The sequence below is a fragment of the Terrisporobacter glycolicus ATCC 14880 = DSM 1288 genome (genome assembly GCF_036812735.1).
Classification (GTDB): domain Bacteria; phylum Bacillota; class Clostridia; order Peptostreptococcales; family Peptostreptococcaceae; genus Terrisporobacter; species Terrisporobacter glycolicus.
In genome coordinates this window covers 3,967,312-3,986,690 of the sequence record NZ_CP117523.1, presented here as the reverse complement: position 1 = coordinate 3,986,690, position 19,379 = coordinate 3,967,312, and the positions used below count along the sequence as shown (strand labels likewise).

General features: G+C 29.0%; 19 protein-coding genes. 16 read left to right on the top strand and 3 right to left on the bottom strand.

The features are described 5' to 3' along the window. Window positions 1-159: 159 nt before the first annotated feature. Window positions 160-1,389 carry an aminopeptidase gene (locus tag TEGL_RS19390; protein WP_018590132.1) on the bottom strand — a complete coding sequence of 410 codons (1,230 nt, stop codon included), beginning with the start codon at window positions 1,387-1,389 and terminating at the stop codon, window positions 160-162. A 273-nt stretch (window positions 1,390-1,662) separates the two neighbouring features. Between TEGL_RS19390 and TEGL_RS19385 the strand changes: the two genes are divergently transcribed. The 4 genes from TEGL_RS19385 to carB all read left to right on the top strand — a co-directional run bounded on the left by TEGL_RS19385 (window position 1,663) and on the right by carB (window position 7,817). After that, window positions 1,663-2,523, top strand: coding sequence for a nitroreductase family protein (locus tag TEGL_RS19385; RefSeq protein ID WP_018590133.1), 861 nt, complete (start codon window positions 1,663-1,665; stop codon window positions 2,521-2,523). A gap of 286 nt (window positions 2,524-2,809) precedes the next feature. Continuing rightward, window positions 2,810-3,526, top strand: a complete 717-nt coding sequence (gene pyrF, locus TEGL_RS19380; protein WP_018590134.1) for an orotidine-5'-phosphate decarboxylase — start codon at window positions 2,810-2,812, stop codon at window positions 3,524-3,526. Window positions 3,527-3,538: 12 nt separating this feature from the next. Further along, on the top strand, window positions 3,539-4,588 hold the full coding sequence (carA, locus tag TEGL_RS19375) for a glutamine-hydrolyzing carbamoyl-phosphate synthase small subunit (RefSeq protein ID WP_018590135.1): 1,050 nt from the start codon (window positions 3,539-3,541) through the stop codon (window positions 4,586-4,588). 22 nt (window positions 4,589-4,610) lie between these two features. After that, a complete protein-coding gene (gene carB / locus TEGL_RS19370) occupies window positions 4,611-7,817 on the top strand; it encodes a carbamoyl-phosphate synthase large subunit (RefSeq protein ID WP_018590136.1) in 3,207 nt (1,068 codons plus the stop codon). A 57-nt stretch (window positions 7,818-7,874) separates the two neighbouring features. On the opposite strand, the gene TEGL_RS19365 is transcribed toward carB, so the two are convergent. Next, window positions 7,875-8,624 carry a DUF3298 and DUF4163 domain-containing protein gene (locus tag TEGL_RS19365; RefSeq protein ID WP_018590137.1) on the bottom strand — a complete coding sequence of 250 codons (750 nt, stop codon included), beginning with the start codon at window positions 8,622-8,624 and terminating at the stop codon, window positions 7,875-7,877. 201 nt (window positions 8,625-8,825) lie between these two features. On the opposite strand from TEGL_RS19365, the gene TEGL_RS19360 reads away from it, so the two are divergent. From TEGL_RS19360 to TEGL_RS19340, 5 genes are all read left to right on the top strand, one after another. After that, window positions 8,826-9,698: a class I SAM-dependent methyltransferase gene (locus TEGL_RS19360; RefSeq protein ID WP_018590138.1), complete on the top strand. Its 873-nt coding sequence runs from the start codon at window positions 8,826-8,828 to the stop codon at window positions 9,696-9,698. A gap of 2 nt (window positions 9,699-9,700) precedes the next feature. After that, entirely contained in the window at window positions 9,701-10,372 is a 672-nt protein-coding gene (locus TEGL_RS19355; protein WP_018590139.1) for an RluA family pseudouridine synthase, read from the top strand. Window positions 10,373-10,428: 56 nt separating this feature from the next. Next, window positions 10,429-11,136 (top strand): UPF0489 family protein, encoded by a 708-nt coding sequence (locus tag TEGL_RS19350; protein WP_018590140.1) that lies wholly within the window; start codon window positions 10,429-10,431, stop codon window positions 11,134-11,136. A gap of 44 nt (window positions 11,137-11,180) precedes the next feature. Beyond that, window positions 11,181-11,678, top strand: a complete 498-nt coding sequence (locus TEGL_RS19345; RefSeq protein WP_018590141.1) for an SEC-C metal-binding domain-containing protein — start codon at window positions 11,181-11,183, stop codon at window positions 11,676-11,678. 207 nt (window positions 11,679-11,885) lie between these two features. Further along, window positions 11,886-12,362 carry a C40 family peptidase gene (locus TEGL_RS19340; protein ID WP_081617860.1) on the top strand — a complete coding sequence of 159 codons (477 nt, stop codon included), beginning with the start codon at window positions 11,886-11,888 and terminating at the stop codon, window positions 12,360-12,362. A gap of 44 nt (window positions 12,363-12,406) precedes the next feature. Here TEGL_RS19340 and TEGL_RS19335 read toward each other — a convergent pair whose 3' ends face one another. Continuing rightward, window positions 12,407-12,994 carry a DUF1638 domain-containing protein gene (locus TEGL_RS19335; protein ID WP_018590143.1) on the bottom strand — a complete coding sequence of 196 codons (588 nt, stop codon included), beginning with the start codon at window positions 12,992-12,994 and terminating at the stop codon, window positions 12,407-12,409. A 198-nt stretch (window positions 12,995-13,192) separates the two neighbouring features. Here TEGL_RS19335 and yabG point away from each other — a divergent pair, with 198 nt between their 5' ends. The 7 genes from yabG (at window position 13,193) to TEGL_RS19300 (ending at window position 19,239) form a co-directional block, all read left to right on the top strand. Next, window positions 13,193-14,044, top strand: a complete 852-nt coding sequence (yabG, locus tag TEGL_RS19330; protein ID WP_018590144.1) for a sporulation peptidase YabG — start codon at window positions 13,193-13,195, stop codon at window positions 14,042-14,044. Between the two features lie 159 nt (window positions 14,045-14,203). After that, a complete protein-coding gene (locus tag TEGL_RS19325) occupies window positions 14,204-14,482 on the top strand; it encodes a Veg family protein (protein ID WP_018590145.1) in 279 nt (92 codons plus the stop codon). A 90-nt stretch (window positions 14,483-14,572) separates the two neighbouring features. After that, window positions 14,573-16,123 carry a DUF3794 and LysM peptidoglycan-binding domain-containing protein gene (locus tag TEGL_RS19320; RefSeq protein WP_018590146.1) on the top strand — a complete coding sequence of 517 codons (1,551 nt, stop codon included), beginning with the start codon at window positions 14,573-14,575 and terminating at the stop codon, window positions 16,121-16,123. A 121-nt stretch (window positions 16,124-16,244) separates the two neighbouring features. Beyond that, window positions 16,245-17,126: a 4-(cytidine 5'-diphospho)-2-C-methyl-D-erythritol kinase gene (gene ispE, locus TEGL_RS19315; protein WP_018590147.1), complete on the top strand. Its 882-nt coding sequence runs from the start codon at window positions 16,245-16,247 to the stop codon at window positions 17,124-17,126. After that, on the top strand, window positions 17,119-17,790 hold the full coding sequence (locus TEGL_RS19310) for a GntR family transcriptional regulator (protein ID WP_018590148.1): 672 nt from the start codon (window positions 17,119-17,121) through the stop codon (window positions 17,788-17,790). Before ispE ends, TEGL_RS19310 begins: the two co-directional genes overlap by 8 nt. 232 nt (window positions 17,791-18,022) lie before the next feature. Then, window positions 18,023-18,679 (top strand): stage II sporulation protein R, encoded by a 657-nt coding sequence (gene spoIIR / locus TEGL_RS19305; protein ID WP_018590149.1) that lies wholly within the window; start codon window positions 18,023-18,025, stop codon window positions 18,677-18,679. A gap of 35 nt (window positions 18,680-18,714) precedes the next feature. Next, a complete protein-coding gene (locus TEGL_RS19300) occupies window positions 18,715-19,239 on the top strand; it encodes a cell wall hydrolase (protein WP_018590150.1) in 525 nt (174 codons plus the stop codon). Window positions 19,240-19,379 lie beyond the last annotated feature (140 nt).

Here is a 19,379-nt window from a genome sequence, read left to right as displayed (position 1 = left end):
CAAAAGATATATTATAAATTGTGTTAATATGTTAATATTAAATAATAATTGATCTATTTTAGATTAAACAAAATTAAAAATTTCTCGTCAACATAAAAAGAGGCTATTTTATAGCCTCTTTTTGTTTTGAGCAAATTTAAAAAAATAATTTAATTATAATTAAAATGCCCAATTTCCGTTTTTGAAAATTTGTATAGTTTGACCATCATGAGTTTCTCCAACTATGTCTAGGTCAGCAGAACCAATCATAAAATCAACATGAGTTAAACTATCATTTATACCATATTTGTCATACTCTTCTTTTGGTAAATCAGCACCACCTTTTATACAAGTAGCATAAGCTGAACCAAGAGCTAAGTGACAAGATGCATTTTCATCATATAATGTGTTGTAGAATACTATGTTAGTATCTGATATAGGAGATGAATAAGGAACTAAAGCAACTTCACCTAGATAGTGAGAACCTTCGTCTGTTGCAATAAGATTCTTTAATGTTTCTTCTCCTTCAGCAGCAGAGCATTCTACAATTTTTCCATCTTTAAGTGTTAAAGAAAAATCATCTATAACATTTCCACCATAAACTAAAGGTTTAGAACTATGTACAACACCGTTAACTTCATATTTATGAGGAAGAGTGAAAATTTCTTCTGTTGGCATATTTGGATTAAAATTAACACCAGTAGGGTCTACAGAAGCGCCACTTTCCCAAGTATGATTTTCTGGTAAGCCAATAGTTAAATCTGTTTTAGCTGATTTATATTTTAATGTCTTAAAGTTCTTTTCATTTAAGAAATCAGTTTTTTCTTTTAAGTTATTGTTATGTTCATGCCAAGCAGCAACAGGATCTTCGTTATCGACTCTTGTACATTTGAATATTAAATCCCAAAGTTTATCAATAGCTTCTTGTTCTGATATGTCTGGGAAGATTTTATGAGCCCAAGCTTTAGTCGGAACAGAAACTATACTCCACTTACACTTGTCAGTTAATGTATAAGATCTCCATTCTTTTAATGCTATCCCAGAGGATTTTTGATAGTTTGCTATTCTTTCAGGATCCACATCTTTAAGTAAATCAGGATTTGCAGCATGAATACTTAAAAAAGCGCCTCCCTCTTTAGCTATATCAACGTATTGATCTGATACCCATCTAGGAAACTCATTGAATACATCATCTGGTGCATATAAGTATCTTGATAAAGAACATTCTTCATCTGACCACTCAACAAATACATTTTTAGCACCGTTTTTATAAGCGCACTTAACTGCAAGTCTTACAAAATCTGCACACTCAATTGGAGTTCTAATAAGTAGAGTTTGGTTTGGTTGAATGTTTACACCAACTTTAATTGCTAATTCAGCATATTTTTCTAAATTTGTATTAAAATCCATTTTAATCCTCCAAATATAAAATATAGTAATAATAATATTATAGCATTATATATAGTTTTAATCATATTAATAATAATCATGCACAAACTTATTGTTATGGAGCTTTTATAAAATAAATATTAAAAAATTGTACAAAAATCAAAATATTATATTTTAAAAATAGTATAAAAATCTTATAATAAAGTAGTGATAATAAATTAAGAAATAGATAACATCTAAATTAAATATATTTGTGATAGAGGATGGGAATACATTTCAGTTAGGAGGTTATAGATGGAGTTATATGATGCTATTTTTTATAGAAAAACTATAAAAAGTTATTCAAGCAAAACAATGAAAAAACCACTATTAGAAGAAATAAAAAAATTATGTGGAAATATAACTTATCTAAATAACGATTTAAATATTAAAGCCCATTTAATTGAGAGAGGACACTTAATACATTTTTTAATAGGTAAAGAATCAGGGGTAAAGGCTCCTCATTATATACTTATAACTTCTAATAAAGGCGAAGATTATCTACAAAATGTAGGTTTTGCCATGGAAGAGTTGATTTTAGAATTAACTTGTTTAGGAGTGGGGACTAGTTGGCTAAAATGCCAATTAAAAAGAGAAGATGTAAAAGAATTTATACAATTAGATGAATTAGATAGTGAATATGATGAAGATGAAGACTTGGTTATAGATGAAAATGAAGTCGAATATCCAGTTTCTTTATTAGCTATAGGCTATCCCGATGAATATGAAAGTTTATTTAGAAAAAGTAAAAAAAGTTATGATAGGAAAAAAATAAAGGAAATTTGTAAAGAATTTGATCCCAAATGGAAATATGTATTAGAGGGGGTAAGGGTATCACCTTCTATCATGAATAAACAGCCTTGGGAATTTAAGGCAAAAGATGACGGATTTGACTTATATGAGTGTACTCAAAGACAAAAATTAAATATTGATGATGAAAATAAAATCAGTATGGGGATTGCGTTAAGACATTTTGATATATGTTGCAAAGAAAGGCATTTAGATGTAGAATACCTTAAAAAAAGTATAAAAGGCAGAAGAAAAAAAGAATATTTTATAAGTATTATAGATAAAAATAAAGAACAAAATTTAAATTCTTCTCCAAAGAACAGTTGACACAAAAAAGAATAAGTGTAATAATTATATAAACTTAACATTAATAAAAAGAAAATAATTTGTATCAAAGTCCAGAGAGGCTTGTATAGTTATTTGATTTATTTATTAAATAAATTTTAGTAAAACAAAAATAGAATAAAGTCTTTTAAAATAGTCCAGAGAGGCTGATAAAGATAACACATAACTAATACTGATTATATTGTTTAGATTATGCATACAGAATCCTTATACCTCTTTTGGTGTAGGGATTTTTTTAATGGGCTTTATTAAGAGGGAGTGAAGAAAAATGAAAAATGGAAAAGACAGATTAATTGTTGCTATTGACACAGATGATTTTGATAAAGCTAAGGAACTAATAGACCAGCTAGAAGACAGCGTATATATATTCAAAGTAGGATTAGAGCAATATGTTGCTACTAAGGGGAAAACAGTAGATTATCTTAAGGAAAAAGGGAAGAAAATATTCTTAGATCTTAAATTCCATGATATACCTAACACAATGAAAAGTGCAGTTAGAGCTGCTGTAAGAGATAATGTTTGGTTAATGACAATTCACGTTTCTGATTTAGAAGGAATGAGACAATGTGCATTAGTAGCAAAGGAAGAAGCAGAAAGATTAAATATAGAAAAACCTATAATTGTAGGAGTTACAGTTTTGACATCATTAAGTAACGAAGATTTACAAGATATAGGGTGCAATATGACAACAGAAGAATTAGCTATAAAGAGAGCAAAACTTGCAAAAGAATCAGGAATAGATGGGGTAGTATGTTCTGCTAAAGAAGTAGATAAAATAGTAGAAGCATGTGGTGAAGATTTTGTAACTGTATGTCCTGGAATAAGACCAGCTACGTCTAGTGCAGGAGATCAAAAGAGGGTAGTAACACCAGCTCAGGCTATAAAAAATGGCGCTCAATATTTAGTTGTTGGGAGACCTATAACTCAAAGTGAAAATCCAAAACAATCAGCGATTGATATTGCAAAAGAAATAGAAAATGCTTAGGAGGCAAGAGATATGAAAGCAAAATTAATTTTAGAAGATGGAACGATTTTTGAAGGAAAAGCCTTTGGTTACTTAGAGGATTCTGTTGGGGAAGTTGTATTTAATACTTCAATGACAGGCTACGGAGAAGTTTTAACAGATCCTTCTTACTACGGACAAATAGTAACAATGACGTACCCTTTAATAGGTAATTATGGAATAAACTTAGAAGATGTACAATCTAAAATGGTAGCAGTAAAAGGATTTATAGTAAGAGAAAAAAGTGATGCACCAAATAACTTCAGATGTGAAATGAGTTTAGATGTATATCTTAAACAAAATAAAATAATAGGACTTGAGGGAATAGACACAAGAGCCTTAACAAAAATACTAAGAAATAACGGTACTATGAAAGGTATCATAACTATAGATAGAAATTCTGAATTAGATAATGTAAAACATAAACTAGAATCTTTCGATAATAGATCTGCTGTTATGACAGTTTCTAGAAAAAGAGTAGAATATGTAAAAGGAAATGGACCTAAAGTTGCAATAATGGACTACGGTGTAAAACAAAACATAATAGATAATTTCGCTGAGAGAGGATGCGATATAACTATATTCCCAGCTTTAACTTCAGCAGAAGAAGTATTATCTACAAATCCAGATTTAATATTCTTATCAAACGGACCTGGGGATCCAGATGATTTAGAAGAAATAGTAAATAATGCAAAACAAATGATAGGTAAAAAACCTGTTGTAGGTATTTGCTTAGGACATCAAATTTTAGGAAAAGTATTCGGAGGAAAAACTTCAAAACTTAAATTTGGTCATAGAGGTGGAAATCATCCAGTAAAAGATTTAGAAGAAGATAGAGTGTTTATAACTGCTCAAAACCACGGATATTATGTAAGTGAAGTGCCAGAGTGCATGAACGTTACTCAAATCAATTTAAATGATAATACAGTAGAAGGAATGAGACATAAAGAATTACCAGTATATAGTGTTCAGTATCATCCAGAAGCTTGCCCAGGACCAAAAGATAGCACATATGTATTTGATAAATTTTTAGAATTATTATAATTGTTTAGAGGGAGAAAAAATTATGCCTAAAATAGATAGTATTAAAAAAACATTAGTATTAGGTTCAGGACCTATAATTATAGGTCAAGCAGCAGAGTTTGATTATTCAGGAACTCAAGCTTGCGGAGCTTTAAAAGAAGAAGGAATAGAAGTTGTACTTATAAATAGTAACCCAGCAACTATTATGACGGATAAAGAAGTTGCAGATAAAATATATATAGAACCATTAACAATAGAAGCAATAGAAAAAGTAATAGAAAAAGAAAGACCAGATAGCTTACTTGCAGGTATGGGTGGTCAAACAGGATTAAACTTAGCTGTTGAATTAAGTGATGCTGGTATATTAGATAAATACAATGTAAAAGTAATAGGAACATCAATAGAGTCAATAAAAAAAGGTGAAGACAGAGATACTTTCAGAGAAACAATGAGAGAAATCGACCAACCAGTAATAGAAAGTGATATAGTTACTAACTTAGAAGATGGTCTTATATATGCAGATAAAATAGGATATCCAGTAATAGTTAGACCAGCTTATACACTAGGAGGAACTGGTGGAGGTATAGCTGAAAATAGAGAAGAATTAACGGAAATATTAAACCATGGTTTACAATTAAGCCCAGTCACTCAAGTTCTTTTAGAAAAAAGTATAAAAGGATGGAAAGAAATTGAATACGAGGTAATGAGAGATAGTAAAGGGAACTGTATAACTGTATGTAATATGGAAAATGTTGACCCAGTTGGAGTTCACACAGGAGATAGTATAGTTGTGGCACCTAGCCAAACTTTAAGTGATGTGGAATATCAATTACTTAGAACAGCTTCTATAGACATAATAAATGCCATAGAAGTACAAGGTGGATGTAACGTACAAATAGCCCTTCATCCAGATAGATTAGAATATGCAATAATAGAAATAAACCCTCGTGTTAGTAGATCGTCAGCACTTGCATCAAAAGCTACTGGTTATCCAATAGCAAAAGTTGCAGCTAAAATAGCACTTGGATATACATTAGATGAAATAGAAAATGCAGTAACTAAGAAAACTAAAGCTTGTTTTGAACCAACACTAGACTATGTTGTAGTAAAAATACCAAAATGGCCTTTTGATAAGTTCAAGCAAGCTAACAGAGTGCTAGGAACTAAGATGATGGCTACAGGAGAAATAATGAGTATAGGAAGCAATTTTGAAGCTGCTTTACTAAAGGGAATAAGATCTCTTGAAATAGGAAAATACTCATTAATTCATAAACCATCTCAAGACAGAACAATAGAAGAGTTAAAAGAAAGAGTTGTAATGCCAGATGATGAAAGATTATTTGACTTATGTGAAATGATTAGAAGAGGTTACAGCTTAGATATGATAGAAAAAATAACTGGTGTAGATAAGTGGTTCTTATATAGATTCAAATGGATAGTTGAACAAGAAGATAAACTTAAAAATATGAGAATAGAAGATTTAAACAAAGACTATTTACAAAAACTAAAGAAAAAAGGATTCTCAGATAAAGGTATAGCTGACTTAATGAAAATAAGCCCAGAAAAAGTATATGAACTTAGATCTTTATACAATATAAAACCAGCTTACAAAATGGTTGATACATGTGGTGGAGAATTTGATGCACTATCTCCATATTACTACTCAACTTATGAGCAATATGATGAAGTAGTAGTTAGTGATAAGAAAAAAATAATAGTTCTTGGTTCTGGACCAATAAGAATAGGTCAAGGTATAGAGTTCGATTACTGTTCAGTACACTGTATAAAATCATTAAGAAACATGGGAATAGAGACAATAATAATAAATAACAATCCAGAAACAGTAAGTACAGACTTCGATATATCTGATAAGTTATACTTCGAACCATTAACAGAAGAAGAAGTGCTAAATATAATAGAAAAAGAAAATCCAGAAGGTGTTATTCTTCAATTCGGAGGACAAACAGCTATAAAATTAGCTAAGTTTTTAAACGAAAAAAATATACCAATACTAGGAACTGACTTTGCAGATATAGATGCAGCAGAGGATAGAGAAAAATTTGATGAACTTCTTGAAAAGCTTGATATAAATAGACCAAAGGGAATAGCTGTGTGGTCTATTGAAGAAGGAATAAATCATGCAAAAGAAATAGGATACCCAGTGCTTGTTAGACCTTCTTATGTACTTGGTGGTCAAGGTATGGAGATAACTTATGAAGAGCATAAGTTAGAATCATATTTAAAAAGTGCATTTGAAAGAGATAGCAAAAACCCAGTACTTATAGATAAATATCTAGTAGGTAGAGAAATAGAAGTAGATGCTATATGTGATGGAGAAGATATATTAATACCAGGTATAATGGAACACTTAGAAAGAGCAGGAGTTCACTCCGGAGACTCTATAACAATGTACCCAAGCCAAAATGTATCTGAGCAAATAAAAGAAAAGATATTAGATTATACTAAGAAAATAGCGTTAGAACTTAATGTATTAGGGATGGTAAACATCCAGTTTATAGAGTTCAAGGGCGAATTATATATAATAGAGGTTAACCCAAGAGCAAGTAGAACAGTTCCATACATCAGTAAAGTGAGCAAGGTGCCAATAATTGACTTAGCTACAAAATGTATGTTAGGAGAAAAACTAAAAGATTTAGGATATGGTACAGGAATATACAAAACTCCAGAATTAATATCTGTAAAAGTTCCAGTATTCTCTATGTCAAAACTTGCTAGAGTAGACGTAAGTCTAGGGCCTGAAATGAAATCTACAGGAGAAGTTTTAGGAGTAGGAGAAACATTAGAAGAAGCTTTATATAAAGGATTTATGGCAGCAGGAAGGACTATATCGGATGATAGAGGAATGGTTCTTGCAACTATAAACGATCATGATAAAGAAGAGTTTATGGAAATAGCAAAAGACATGAAAGAATTAGGATATACTTTCTTAGCAACTGAAGGAACAGCTAAAATGTTAATAAACAACGATATAAATGCAATAACAGTAAACAAAATAGGAGAAGGAAAACCAAATATACTAGATGCAATAATGAATAATCAAGTAGATATGGTTATAAACACTCCTACAAAAGGTAACGATGCAACAAGAGATGGATTTAAAATAAGAAGAACAGCTACAGAGTATAATGTGGATGTAATGACATCTTTAGATACACTAAAAGCATTAGTTAAAGTAAATAAAAAACATATCAACAACAATGAATTAAAAGTTTATAATATAGCGGAATAGTTATCAACAAAAATGCTGATTAATGTGAATTAATCAGCATTTTTGTTATTAATAATTTTAATAATGCATTCTATTATGCTGTGGTCTCCTATTTTTTCTATTATAATTCATATTTTTTGCATTGCAGTAGAAACGAGGATTTATATATGATTCAAAATTTGTAAATTCCATTAAAAACTTTTGTATGCCGTTTGCTGCAGGAGATACTTCATCTAAACCAAAGTAAATTACTATACCTTGGTCTGTTAAATAGAAAGATTGAGCTTCTGGAATGTCTACAACAATATTTGGATAATAATAATTTGGATTTTCACTAATTTTAAAATTTATAAAATCAGAAACAAGTTTTAAATAATCCACACCAGGTCTAAAAATGTCTTTAAGTAAAATTTGGTTTCCTGTTAATAAATCTATGTTATAGCTATATAATTCATTATACTGTAGATTAGCATTATCCATAGCTGTTAGATGTAAAGTTAAGCTAATCACATGATTTTTATTAAATGTAATGTCATAATTAGAATAAACTTTATAATTTATTTTTGCTTTACTACCATCAGGATTAGCTGCATTAATTTGCTGTTCTTCTTCAAAAACCCCCTCTTTAAATGTATAAACCGAAGATCTTATGGTTTCATTTAGGTTTTTTAAGATATCTTCATTTACTTGAAAATAACCATTTTTAACATTATAAATGACAGGATATTTCAAGTCATAATAAAAATACTCATTTTGTCCTATGTCTTCAACATACTGAATATATAAAGTATTAAAAAGACATGCATTATTAACTTGGGTGTTATTCATATTCAATTCCTCCTAGACAAATAATTTACATTAGTAATTTATATGCAAATTAAAATCAAATAATAATAGATAGATATAAAAGGCTATAAATATTGGAATTATCAAATTAAATAAAGTATATAAACTGACTAAAATACCTAAAATAAAATTAATTAGTGTGATATAATACATAGGATTAGTAAGATATTTAGGAGGATACATATGTTATTATTAGCAGATAAATGGAAAGATTATGAACTTATAGATATGGGTAACGGAGAAAAATTAGAACGTTGGGGAGAAGTAGTGCTTAGAAGACCAGATCCTCAAGTTATGTGGCCTATCAGAAATGAAAGTGGTTTATGGAAGAATCCTCACGGTCATTACCACAGAAGTGCAAAAGGTGGAGGACATTGGGAAACTAAAAAGAAGTACCCACAAAAATGGACTGTAAATTATAAAGGTCTTAAATTTAATATAAGCCCTACTGGATTTAAACATACAGGTTTATTCCCAGAACAAGCGGCGAATTGGGATTGGCAAATGGAAATGATAAAAAAATCAAATAGACCAATAAAAGTACTTAATTTATTTGCCTATACTGGAGGAGCAACAGTAGCATGTGCAGCAGCAGGAGCGGAAGTTTGCCACGTAGATGCATCTAAAGGTATGGTGACTTGGGCAAAAGAAAACTTACAAACATCAGGTCTTGGAGATAGAAAGGTAAGATTTATAGTTGATGATGTTGTTAAATTTGTTGAAAGAGAAATAAGAAGAGGAAATAAGTACGACGCTATAATAATGGATCCACCTTCATATGGAAGAGGACCAAAGGGAGAGGTTTGGCAAATAGAAGAAAAATTATATGGTTTAGTTGATTTATGTACAAAAGTATTATCAGATGATCCTTTATTCTTCTTAATAAACTCTTATACAACTGGTTTATCTCCAATAATTCTTGAACACATATTAGATGCTACAGTTGCTAGAAAAGCTAAAGGTGGAAATATATATGCTGGAGAAATAGGAATACCAACATCAAGAGACGGAAAAGTTCTTCCATGTGGTATATTTGGAAGATGGGAGAGTAAATAGTAATGGTTAAGGTTATATATGAAGATAATCATTTATTAGTAGTAGAAAAGCCTGTTAATATACTATCTCAAGGAGATAATACTAATGATGATGACATGGTAAATCTTCTAAAGAAACACCTTAAGGAAAAATATAATAAGCCAGGAAATGTGTTTGTGGGGCTTGTACATAGACTAGATAGGCCTGTAGGAGGTTGTATGGTATTTACAAAGACTTCTAAGGCTGCCTCTAGACTATCAGAACAAGTAAGAAATAAATCTTTTAAAAAGACATATAGAGCTGTTATACATGGTAATATGAATAAAAAGTCAGATAATCTTCTAGACTATTTATATAAAAATAAAAAAACTAATATGGTTAGTGTAGTTAGTAAAAATACAAAAGAAGCTAAAGACGCTAGACTTTCATATGAAACGTTAGATTCTCAAAAGGGATTTAGCCTTATACAAATAGATTTACAAACAGGAAGACCACATCAAATAAGAGTGCAGTTTGCAAGTAGAAAACATCCTTTATTTGGAGACCAAAGATACGGTCAGCATTTAAATAAAGTTGGACAGCAAATTGCTTTATGGTCTTATAAAATAGAAATACAACATCCAACAACAAAAGAAAAAATGGAATTTGTATGTGATGTGCCAAAAGAATACCCATGGAATATATTTGCATACTAATTAATTATAAACTTTTTAATTGTAAAGAAATTATGTGTAAGTAATAAGGAGATACAATGGAAATATACAAAGGGTTTTATATTGATAAACCTTATGGAAATAATATTTTTTCTTATGAAGAAAGAGAAAATAAAAAAATTTTTGTACCAAAGTTAATTGAAGGTGACTTAGAGGATGTGAAGTTTGGAGACAATATAGTTTTTAATGAAATTGATGAAGATAAGGAAATAAAAGCTATAGGTCTTAAAAACTTGGTAAAATATAAATTTGAAGATAAAATTATATATATTTTTGACAATCACAATCATGCATTTTATTTTTGGATAAAAAGTTTAAAAAATAAAGAATTTAATAAAGGTTGTAAATTAGTTCATGTGGATCAACATAAAGATATGAGAGAGCCTAATCATTATAATGTGGATATAGACAGTTTGAATGATGTCTTTATGTATACTAATGAAGTATTAAACGTAGGGAACTTTATTCAACCTGCATTGAAGAAAGAAATCTTCTCACAAGTTATAATAATTGACAGTTCTTATGGCTTTGATGCTAAAATTGATGGAGAATATGTACTAGACATAGATTTAGATATATTTTCAAAAGATATGGACTATATACCTTATGATTTTAGATTAAATAAAATTAAAGAATTAATACAAGGGACAAAAGTTATAACTATAGCTACTAGCCCATATTTTATAGATCAAGACTATGCCATAAAGGTATTAAAAGAACTATTTAATTGTGATATAATAGTATAGTTAAATAAGGATGATTTTAAATTAAATTTAGGAGGAGCATTAATATGAGTTTATTAACTGAATGGAGAGCTTTAAGTGAAAATCTTGAAACTCAAGAAGCGGAAGTGAAATTTTGGGAAGAATACTTAAAAGTAGAAGCTGGAATATACAATGAATTATTAAATAAAAAAATAGAAGTTATAGAAGGAAAGGTTGCTGACTTGGCTGCATCTCACGATACTTCTGTTGAATACTTTATGGGATTCATAGATGGAATAAGTGAAAGTTTAAAAGAAGATATAGTTTTAGAAGAAATAGAAGCTGATTCTGAAATATCTTTAAAAGTGGATTTCGAAAAATTATACTTCAACATGTTAAATGTAGAGGCTGAATGGCTATATACTCTACCAGGCTGGGAAGAAATATTATCAGCAGAAAAAAGAAAAGAAATAGAAAAAGCATACAAAAAAACTAAGACTGTTGTTAAAGAAAATAGAGTTGGAAGAAATGATCCATGCCCATGTGGAAGTGGAAAGAAATACAAAAAATGTTGTGGAAAATAAATAATTTAGGCTACCTTTTAATGAGGTAGTCTTTTTTGTTACAAAAAAAGAAACTATATTTATTCAAAAATATGGGAAAAAACTCTTGCAAAGTAGTTACAAAAATGTAACAATATATATATAGTTATTACAAAAAGATTACAATTTAAATTGTATCAGATTAGGGGGGTTGAATAAATATAGTTTAAATACTATATATAGAATAATATGAAGAATTTTAAGAGAAAATTAATAGCTTTATTATTACTTGTTACAATGATTATGCCGGTGTTAGCAACACCAACTCAAATAGATGCAGCTTCAAAAAGTAGTAAGTCAACGAAAGTTGTAAGTTTTGCAAAAAAACAATTAGGTAAAAAATATGTTTGGGGAAAGTCAGGCCCATCTACATTTGATTGTTCTGGATTTACATACTATGTTATAAAAAAGACTACGGGCAAAAGTATATCAAGAACTTCAACAACACAAAGTAAACAAGGAAAATATGTAAGTAGAAAAAATTTGAAAAAAGGTGATTTAGTATTTTTTGCTACAACAGGAAAAGGACGAGTATCTCATGCGGGCATCTATATAGGTAACAAAAAATTCATCCATGCATCATCAACTAAAGGCAAGGTTGTAATATCAAGTATGGCAAGTGGTCATTACTATAAAACTTTTGTAAATGGAAGAAGAGTAATATAAATTTTAAATATATAAATTAAAGAGCTATAAATAGCTGATTTAAATCAGCTATTTATAGCTCTTTTTATAGAATCAATTATTTTATTTTTAAAATTATTAATATCTATTTTTTGTGTTTCTATAGGTACTTGAATTTTTTCAAATAAATCAAATATTATATCATCCGTAAATTCACATACACCTGTATCACCTATTATGACATTATCGTACTGGCCATACTGTTGCCTGATATCATAAGTATCTACGGCATTCATAAATTTATTTAGCTCATCAAATTTAAGAACCCATCCTGGTGTTATGTATAAATTATCATCATCATTTTTTCTTTCATTTCCAATTATTAACTCCATACAATTGGAATCTTTAAAGGTAATTAAATTGTTGTAGTCTTTTAGAAACTCGTGAAACATATAATGACACTTACTTCCATAAAGTAAAACTATCTTATCTGACTGTATGCTATCTAAATTACTAGTAATTACACTTTTTAACTTATCCAGGTTAGTATGAAGTCCGAATGGTAGATATCTCACATAAATGTCTTCTTTAAATAATTTTTCCTTTTTTATATCTTCTAAAATTTTATTTAGTTCTGGTTCAAATACACCGCAGGATAAAATAAATATTTTCATATGTAATAAAGCCCCCTTTTTTTATAGACACAAAAATACTTCCTTAAATATATTATATATTAGAAATTATATATATATTGGAACATATTAATCTAGTACATTGATTATATTTAACAAAATATGTTTTTTATCAACATATGAACAAAATATCCTCTAAAACATACTATAAATTAAAACCATATGTTAAGGAGGACAACTATGAAAGAGGGAGATATAGTAGTTAGAAAATCTTATAACAGAGATATTATATTTAAAATAGTAGGATTTTCTAAGGACGAAAAAAATAAAAAAATTGCCATATTAAAAGGTGTGGCTTTTAGATTAATGGCAGATGCATATTTGGATGATTTAGAATTGGTGGAAGAAAGTGACACTAGGGGGATTCTGATAGATAAAAATGTTCAAAGTTTATTATATAGATCAGTAGTTAATGCAAGGGAAAGGCAAAATTTGTATAGGGGAGCGCCTAAACTTCAGTCTAGTAGTAATGTATATGGGATTCCGGGAAAGGTGCTCCAAATAGACGGAGACAAAGAATATTTAAAAATATGTTTAGATGTTTATACTGAATTAGGAATACCAGCTGTTGGGGTAGCTATACCAGAAGCAAACCAGCATAAAGAAGTGAGAGCTCTTTTAGAAAAACATAAACCAGATATATTGGTTATAACAGGACATGATGCTATAACGTCTAAAAAGGGGAATTTAAAAGATATAAATAACTATAGAAATTCTTATAACTTTATAAAGTGTGTTAGAGAAGCTAGAAAATGGCAACCTGATTTTGATGGTCTAGTTATTTTTGCAGGTGCATGCCAATCTAATTTTGAGCAGATAATAAGAGCGGGAGCAAACTACGCTAGTTCTCCAGGAAGAATAATGATACATGCCCTTGATCCTGTATTTATTGTTGAAAAAATTGCTTGTTCAAGAATTGATATGGTAGTACCAATAGAAGAAGTAATAGAACAAACAATAACAGGATATAAAGGTATAGGGGGTTCTGAAACGAGGGGAAAATTTAGATGGGCAATGCCTAGATTAATATAATTTTATATTAAAAATATATTTTTATAAAATTATACTGTATTCTTTAAAAATACTATTGACAATTGCTTTGAAAATATATAAAATAATTAGTTAAAACATTTGACAAAGACCTTTTTTTATGATATTATGTAAACATAGAAACTAAAAGAGGGTGATATTATGGCTACTGTTCAAACTTTAGATAACATTAGACTGAATTTGGAAAAACATCTAGGTAAAAAAATAATATTGAAAGCAAATAAGGGAAGAAAGCAGATTACAACCAAAAGGGGAATACTAGAAAATGTTTATCCTAGTGTCTTTATAGTGAAGCTAGAAGCAAGCGGAAGTGGATATCAAAGAGTATCTTATAGTTACTCTGATCTGTTAACAGAAAATGTAAAATTACAAGTTTTTAAAGATAGTAAAATAGAAGAAGATAAATTAAGCGTAAGTTAAATTATACCTATTAAATTAGGTGTAATTTTTTTTTGTCCTCTTAAATATAAATATAGTGTGATAGTTTATTTATATTTAGGAGGGACAAATATGGAATTAATTAAGGATATAATCAAAATAGATAGCAGAGTTGACTTTGGGAAGTATCAAACATTTATTGAATCGGAAGCTGTAGTGCCAGATGTTAAGTCAGACGTTTATGAAATCGTTGATACTCAAGGGTACATAGCATTGAGTAAAATTGAGGTATCAGATGGAAAACTTGTATGTAGAGGAAGTTTTAATTACAATGTTATGTATATAGCAGATGATAAAAGTACTTTATCTAATGTTTGCGGAAAAATAGACATAAATGAGGTTGTAGAAAAAGATAATATAGTTCAAGATATGGAGTACATGCTATATCCAGAGGTAGAACATGTTGATTGTACAATTTTGAATGAAAGAAAAATAAGAGTAGGAGCTCTTATGAATATTAAAGGTAGTTTATTTGAAAAACAAAGACTAGATATTGTAAAAGATGTTTCTCAAGTTGAATGCATTCAAAAACATAGAAAAGAGATAGTATATCAAGACATTATAGGAATAGAAAAAACTGAAAGTGTAATAAGAGACACTATAGCTATAAGCTCAGAAGAAGTGTCTGCAATAATAAATATTACGCCTGTGGTAAAAGTTAAGGAAAGTAGAATAGCAGACAATAAAGTTATAATAGGTGGTGTTTTAGAAATCAGTCCTCTAGCATGTACTTCTGAAGGTGATATTGTAGAATTAGATAAGGTAGGTATTGATTTTACACAATTTATTGAAGTTCCAGGAGCTTTTGACGGAATGAGAGAAGAAACTTTATTAAGTATAGGCGATTTTAATTATAATTTCAAAGAAAATAGTGAAAGTAATACAGGTATGCTAGAAATAGAATGCACAGTATGCTGTAAGGTAAAAGTTACTGATGAAGTAACTAGAGAAGTATTACAGGACGCATATTCTCCACAAAAAATTGTAAAATTTGATCATAGACTAATAAATTTAAACAAAGCATTATGTTCTATGTCGGAAACATTTACAGTTAGAGACACTTTAAGTATAGGTGATGATAGTATCCAAGTGAAGGATATAGTAAGTGTGTGTCCATCAATATCTATAGAGAATGCTTATGTAGAAGGAAATAAAAGCATAATTCAAGGAATAATAAAAGTGGTAATATTATTTGTTCCTGTTGAAGGAGAGAAAATGATTTATAAGTTATCAGAAGAAATTCCTTTTGAAAATGATGCTGTTATTGAAAATTTAAGTGATACTTGCTCAATATTTAATACAGTCTGTATAGATAAAGTTGAAGCAGATTTAAATAGAGATGAGATAGATTTAGTAATAAAGGTGAAAAGATTCACAGAAGCTATAGATAAGAAATCAGAAAGCTTTATCATAAAAGGTGAAGACCAAGGTGATTATGACCTTTCAACAGCTCCTAGTATAATAGTATACATTTGTAAAGAAGGTGACAATCTTTGGGATATAGCCAAAAAATATAATACAACAGAAGAAGAAATAGCAGATGTAAATGAAATTAAGGTAGAGGAACCAATTAAGCAAGGAAAATGCTTAATTTTACAAAAAAAAGTTACAACGATAGATTAGTAAACTAACAAAAGTAGTAAAATAATAGGGGATAAAACCCCTATTATTTTGTTTTTGTAGTATAATAATTATAATTCGAGAATCCATTATACTAAATGCAACCACATACAAGGAGGATGAAATGAATTCTATAGAACTGAAAAGTAGAGCGAAAATTAATTTATCTATAGATGTATTAGGAAAGAGACAAGATGGATATCATTTAGTTGAAATGATAATGCAAACTATTGATTTATTTGATATTATAAAGATTTTTTCACTAGATGAAGATACAATAATAATAAATAGTAATAGTAAAGATATACCCATGGATAGTAGTAATATAATGCATAAAGCGGCTAGTTTAATAAAACAAGAATTCAATATAAAAAGAGGTATAAAAATTTACATAGATAAAAATATACCTGTTGCTGCCGGTATGGCAGGTGGAAGTAGTAATGCGGCCGCAGTTTTAGTTGGATTGAATAAGTTATGGGATCTTAACTTAAGTAAAAATGAACTTAAGGGAATAGGTTTACAACTAGGGGCTGATGTGCCTTTTTGTATTGAAGGAGAAGCATCATTGGCAGAAAATATTGGAGAAAAATTAACAAATATAGATGGTTTATCTCAGGATGCATTTATTTTGGTGTGTAAACCAGAATTATTTGTGTCTACAAAAGAAGTATATGAGGCTATAGATTCTAAAATTATTAAAAAAAGGCCGGATAATAAATTATTAATGAGGCTATTAAAAGAAAATAACATAGAGCTATTATCAAAGAATATGTATAATGTCTTAGAATCCGTTACTAAGGAAAAATATCCTGTTATTAATGAGATAGAGGAAATTATGATAAATAATAGGGCATTAGGAGCTATGATGAGTGGAAGTGGACCAACAGTTTTTGGATTATATAACAACGAAGAAGATGCAGAAAAATGTAAAAAAATTTTACTAGAAAACTTTAAACAAGTATATCTAGTTAAAAGCCATAAAAAGGGGGTTGAAATAAATGGATAGTTTAACAAAATTAAATCTAGATAATTATAAGCCATTAAGAGATGTAGTATTTGAAAATCTAAGAACAGCTATCTTAGAAGGTAATTTAAAAGCAGGTCAAAGACTTATGGAAGTGCAACTGGCGGAACAATTAGGGGTAAGTAGAACTCCAATAAGAGAAGCTATTAGGAAATTAGAACTTGAAGGTCTAGTAGTAATGCTACCAAGAAAGGGTGCTTATGTTGCTAATATGTCATTTAAAGATTTAATAGACGTATTAGAAATAAGAGCAAGCTTAGAAGGATTAGCAGCATCTTTAGCATCAGAGAGACTGAGAGATGAAGACATTGTTGAGTTGGAAAGAGTTGCAAAAGAATTTGAAAAAAGTGTAAGAGAAACTGACATAGACAATGTATTAAAAAAAGATGTAGAGTTTCATGAGAAGATATTTTTAATGGCAAATAATAAAAAACTATATCACTTAATAACTTCTTTATGGGAACAAGTGCATAGATTCAGAGTGACGTATGTATCAAACTATGAGGCATCATTAAGCCTAGTAGATGAACATAATAGAATATTAGAAGCAATCAAATCAGGTGATTCTGAATTAGCTAAAAAGTATGCAACAGAACATATAGAACTGGCAGAGCAATTTTTTATGGAGAACACAGTAAATAATTAAATAAAAATGGGAATCATATTTTAAAGAAGGCTTAGCCTTCTTTTTTTATTGCTTACAGTACATAATTTGAAATGACTAATTTAATTAAAGTCACTATATAAAATAAATTTTTATTGTTGGAAAAAATAGATATTAAAATGATTTATTGCATATGTTGTAAAGCAAATTTCTGTATAAAAAAATAATAAATGGATACACTCAAAATATGAATTAATTTTTGAGGGGGATTATTATGAAAGTGAAAAATATAAAAAAAAGAATATATATACTGTTTAGTATTTTAATTACCATATTATTATTAACTACTTTAGTAATATCAAAAGAAATAACTAAAATAGAAGCATGTAGCTATGATTATAAGGAGAAATTAATAAGATTTCACGTTATAGCTAATAGTGATACAGATGAAGATCAAGAATTAAAACTAAAGGTTAGAGATGCAGTTATAGCGTATTTGCAACCAAAACTTGAAAATTCTAAATCAATAGAAGAAAGTGAAGTAATTATAAAAAATGAATATGATAACTTAAAAAAAATAAGTAAGAAGATTATTTCTAAAAATGGATATGACTATAGTGTTAAAATTGGTTTGCAATATAGTGATTTTCCGGCTAAACAATATTCAAGTGTAGTTTTACCAGCAGGTAAATATAAAGCTTTAAAAATTATAATAGGAGAAGGTAAAGGGAAAAACTGGTGGTGTGTAATGTTTCCTCCTCTTTGCTTTGTAGATGAACAAAATGGAGTAATAGATGAAAAAACTGATGAGAAGCTAAAAGAAATACTAACACCACAAGAATATGATTTAATAATGGCAAAAAATCAAACTAAAGTAACTGATTTAAAATTTAAATTTAAAATAGCAGAGGTATTTCAAAATTTATTTTAAATCAAGAATAAGACAAAAAAGGAGTGACTTTAACTATGGATAGGTGCTATAAAACACTTATAGTATCACTATTAGTTTTAGGCAATGTATTTGTATCTATAAAACAAATATATGCACTAGAATATTATTATTTAGACAGTAAAACAGAAAATTGTTTTAGGCAAGTACAAGAACAAGATGAAAAGAAAGAAGCAGTTATAAATCTTAATGATGAACAAATAATGTTATTATCAAAATTGATAGCAGGAGAAGCTAGAGGAGAAAGTTATGAAGGACAAGTTGCTGTAGCAGCAGTTGTAATTAATAGAGTAAAGGACTCTAGGTTTCCAGATTCATTAGAAGGTGTTATATATCAAAAAAATGCATTTTCTGTAGTGAAAAATGGGACTATTTATGCAGAGCCAACAAGTTCTACATATAGAGCTGCTCAGGAAGCTCTATATGGAAGTGACCCAACCAATAATGCAATATATTTCTGGAACCCAGATATATCTACATGTAATTGGATAAATACATTAAATCCTTACTTAAGAATAGGAAATCATGTTTTTGCTAAATAATATAGAATTTTAAATAAAAAATAAAGGAGTTTTTACTCCTTTATTTTTTTTGTGAAATAAATTATAATTATCATTTAGATAGTAAAATATAAAACGAAATGCTTTACTTAAAAAAGCCATATTTAGAAGGAGGCAATGTA

Bases quoted from the DNA above. Each gene is read 5' to 3' on its own strand.
- TEGL_RS19390 (WP_018590132.1), bottom strand. From the start codon at position 1,389: ATGGATTTTAATACAAATTTAGAAAAATATGCTGAATTAGCAATTAAA.
- TEGL_RS19385 (WP_018590133.1), top strand. From the start codon at position 1,663: ATGGAGTTATATGATGCTATTTTTTATAGAAAAACTATAAAAAGTTAT.
- pyrF (WP_018590134.1), top strand. From the start codon at position 2,810: ATGAAAAATGGAAAAGACAGATTAATTGTTGCTATTGACACAGATGAT.
- carA (WP_018590135.1), top strand. From the start codon at position 3,539: ATGAAAGCAAAATTAATTTTAGAAGATGGAACGATTTTTGAAGGAAAA.
- carB (WP_018590136.1), top strand. From the start codon at position 4,611: ATGCCTAAAATAGATAGTATTAAAAAAACATTAGTATTAGGTTCAGGA.
- TEGL_RS19365 (WP_018590137.1), bottom strand. From the start codon at position 8,624: ATGAATAACACCCAAGTTAATAATGCATGTCTTTTTAATACTTTATAT.
- TEGL_RS19360 (WP_018590138.1), top strand. From the start codon at position 8,826: ATGTTATTATTAGCAGATAAATGGAAAGATTATGAACTTATAGATATG.
- TEGL_RS19355 (WP_018590139.1), top strand. From the start codon at position 9,701: ATGGTTAAGGTTATATATGAAGATAATCATTTATTAGTAGTAGAAAAG.
- TEGL_RS19350 (WP_018590140.1), top strand. From the start codon at position 10,429: ATGGAAATATACAAAGGGTTTTATATTGATAAACCTTATGGAAATAAT.
- TEGL_RS19345 (WP_018590141.1), top strand. From the start codon at position 11,181: ATGAGTTTATTAACTGAATGGAGAGCTTTAAGTGAAAATCTTGAAACT.
- TEGL_RS19340 (WP_081617860.1), top strand. From the start codon at position 11,886: ATGAAGAATTTTAAGAGAAAATTAATAGCTTTATTATTACTTGTTACA.
- TEGL_RS19335 (WP_018590143.1), bottom strand. From the start codon at position 12,994: ATGAAAATATTTATTTTATCCTGCGGTGTATTTGAACCAGAACTAAAT.
- yabG (WP_018590144.1), top strand. From the start codon at position 13,193: ATGAAAGAGGGAGATATAGTAGTTAGAAAATCTTATAACAGAGATATT.
- TEGL_RS19325 (WP_018590145.1), top strand. From the start codon at position 14,204: ATGGCTACTGTTCAAACTTTAGATAACATTAGACTGAATTTGGAAAAA.
- TEGL_RS19320 (WP_018590146.1), top strand. From the start codon at position 14,573: ATGGAATTAATTAAGGATATAATCAAAATAGATAGCAGAGTTGACTTT.
- ispE (WP_018590147.1), top strand. From the start codon at position 16,245: ATGAATTCTATAGAACTGAAAAGTAGAGCGAAAATTAATTTATCTATA.
- TEGL_RS19310 (WP_018590148.1), top strand. From the start codon at position 17,119: ATGGATAGTTTAACAAAATTAAATCTAGATAATTATAAGCCATTAAGA.
- spoIIR (WP_018590149.1), top strand. From the start codon at position 18,023: ATGAAAGTGAAAAATATAAAAAAAAGAATATATATACTGTTTAGTATT.
- TEGL_RS19300 (WP_018590150.1), top strand. From the start codon at position 18,715: ATGGATAGGTGCTATAAAACACTTATAGTATCACTATTAGTTTTAGGC.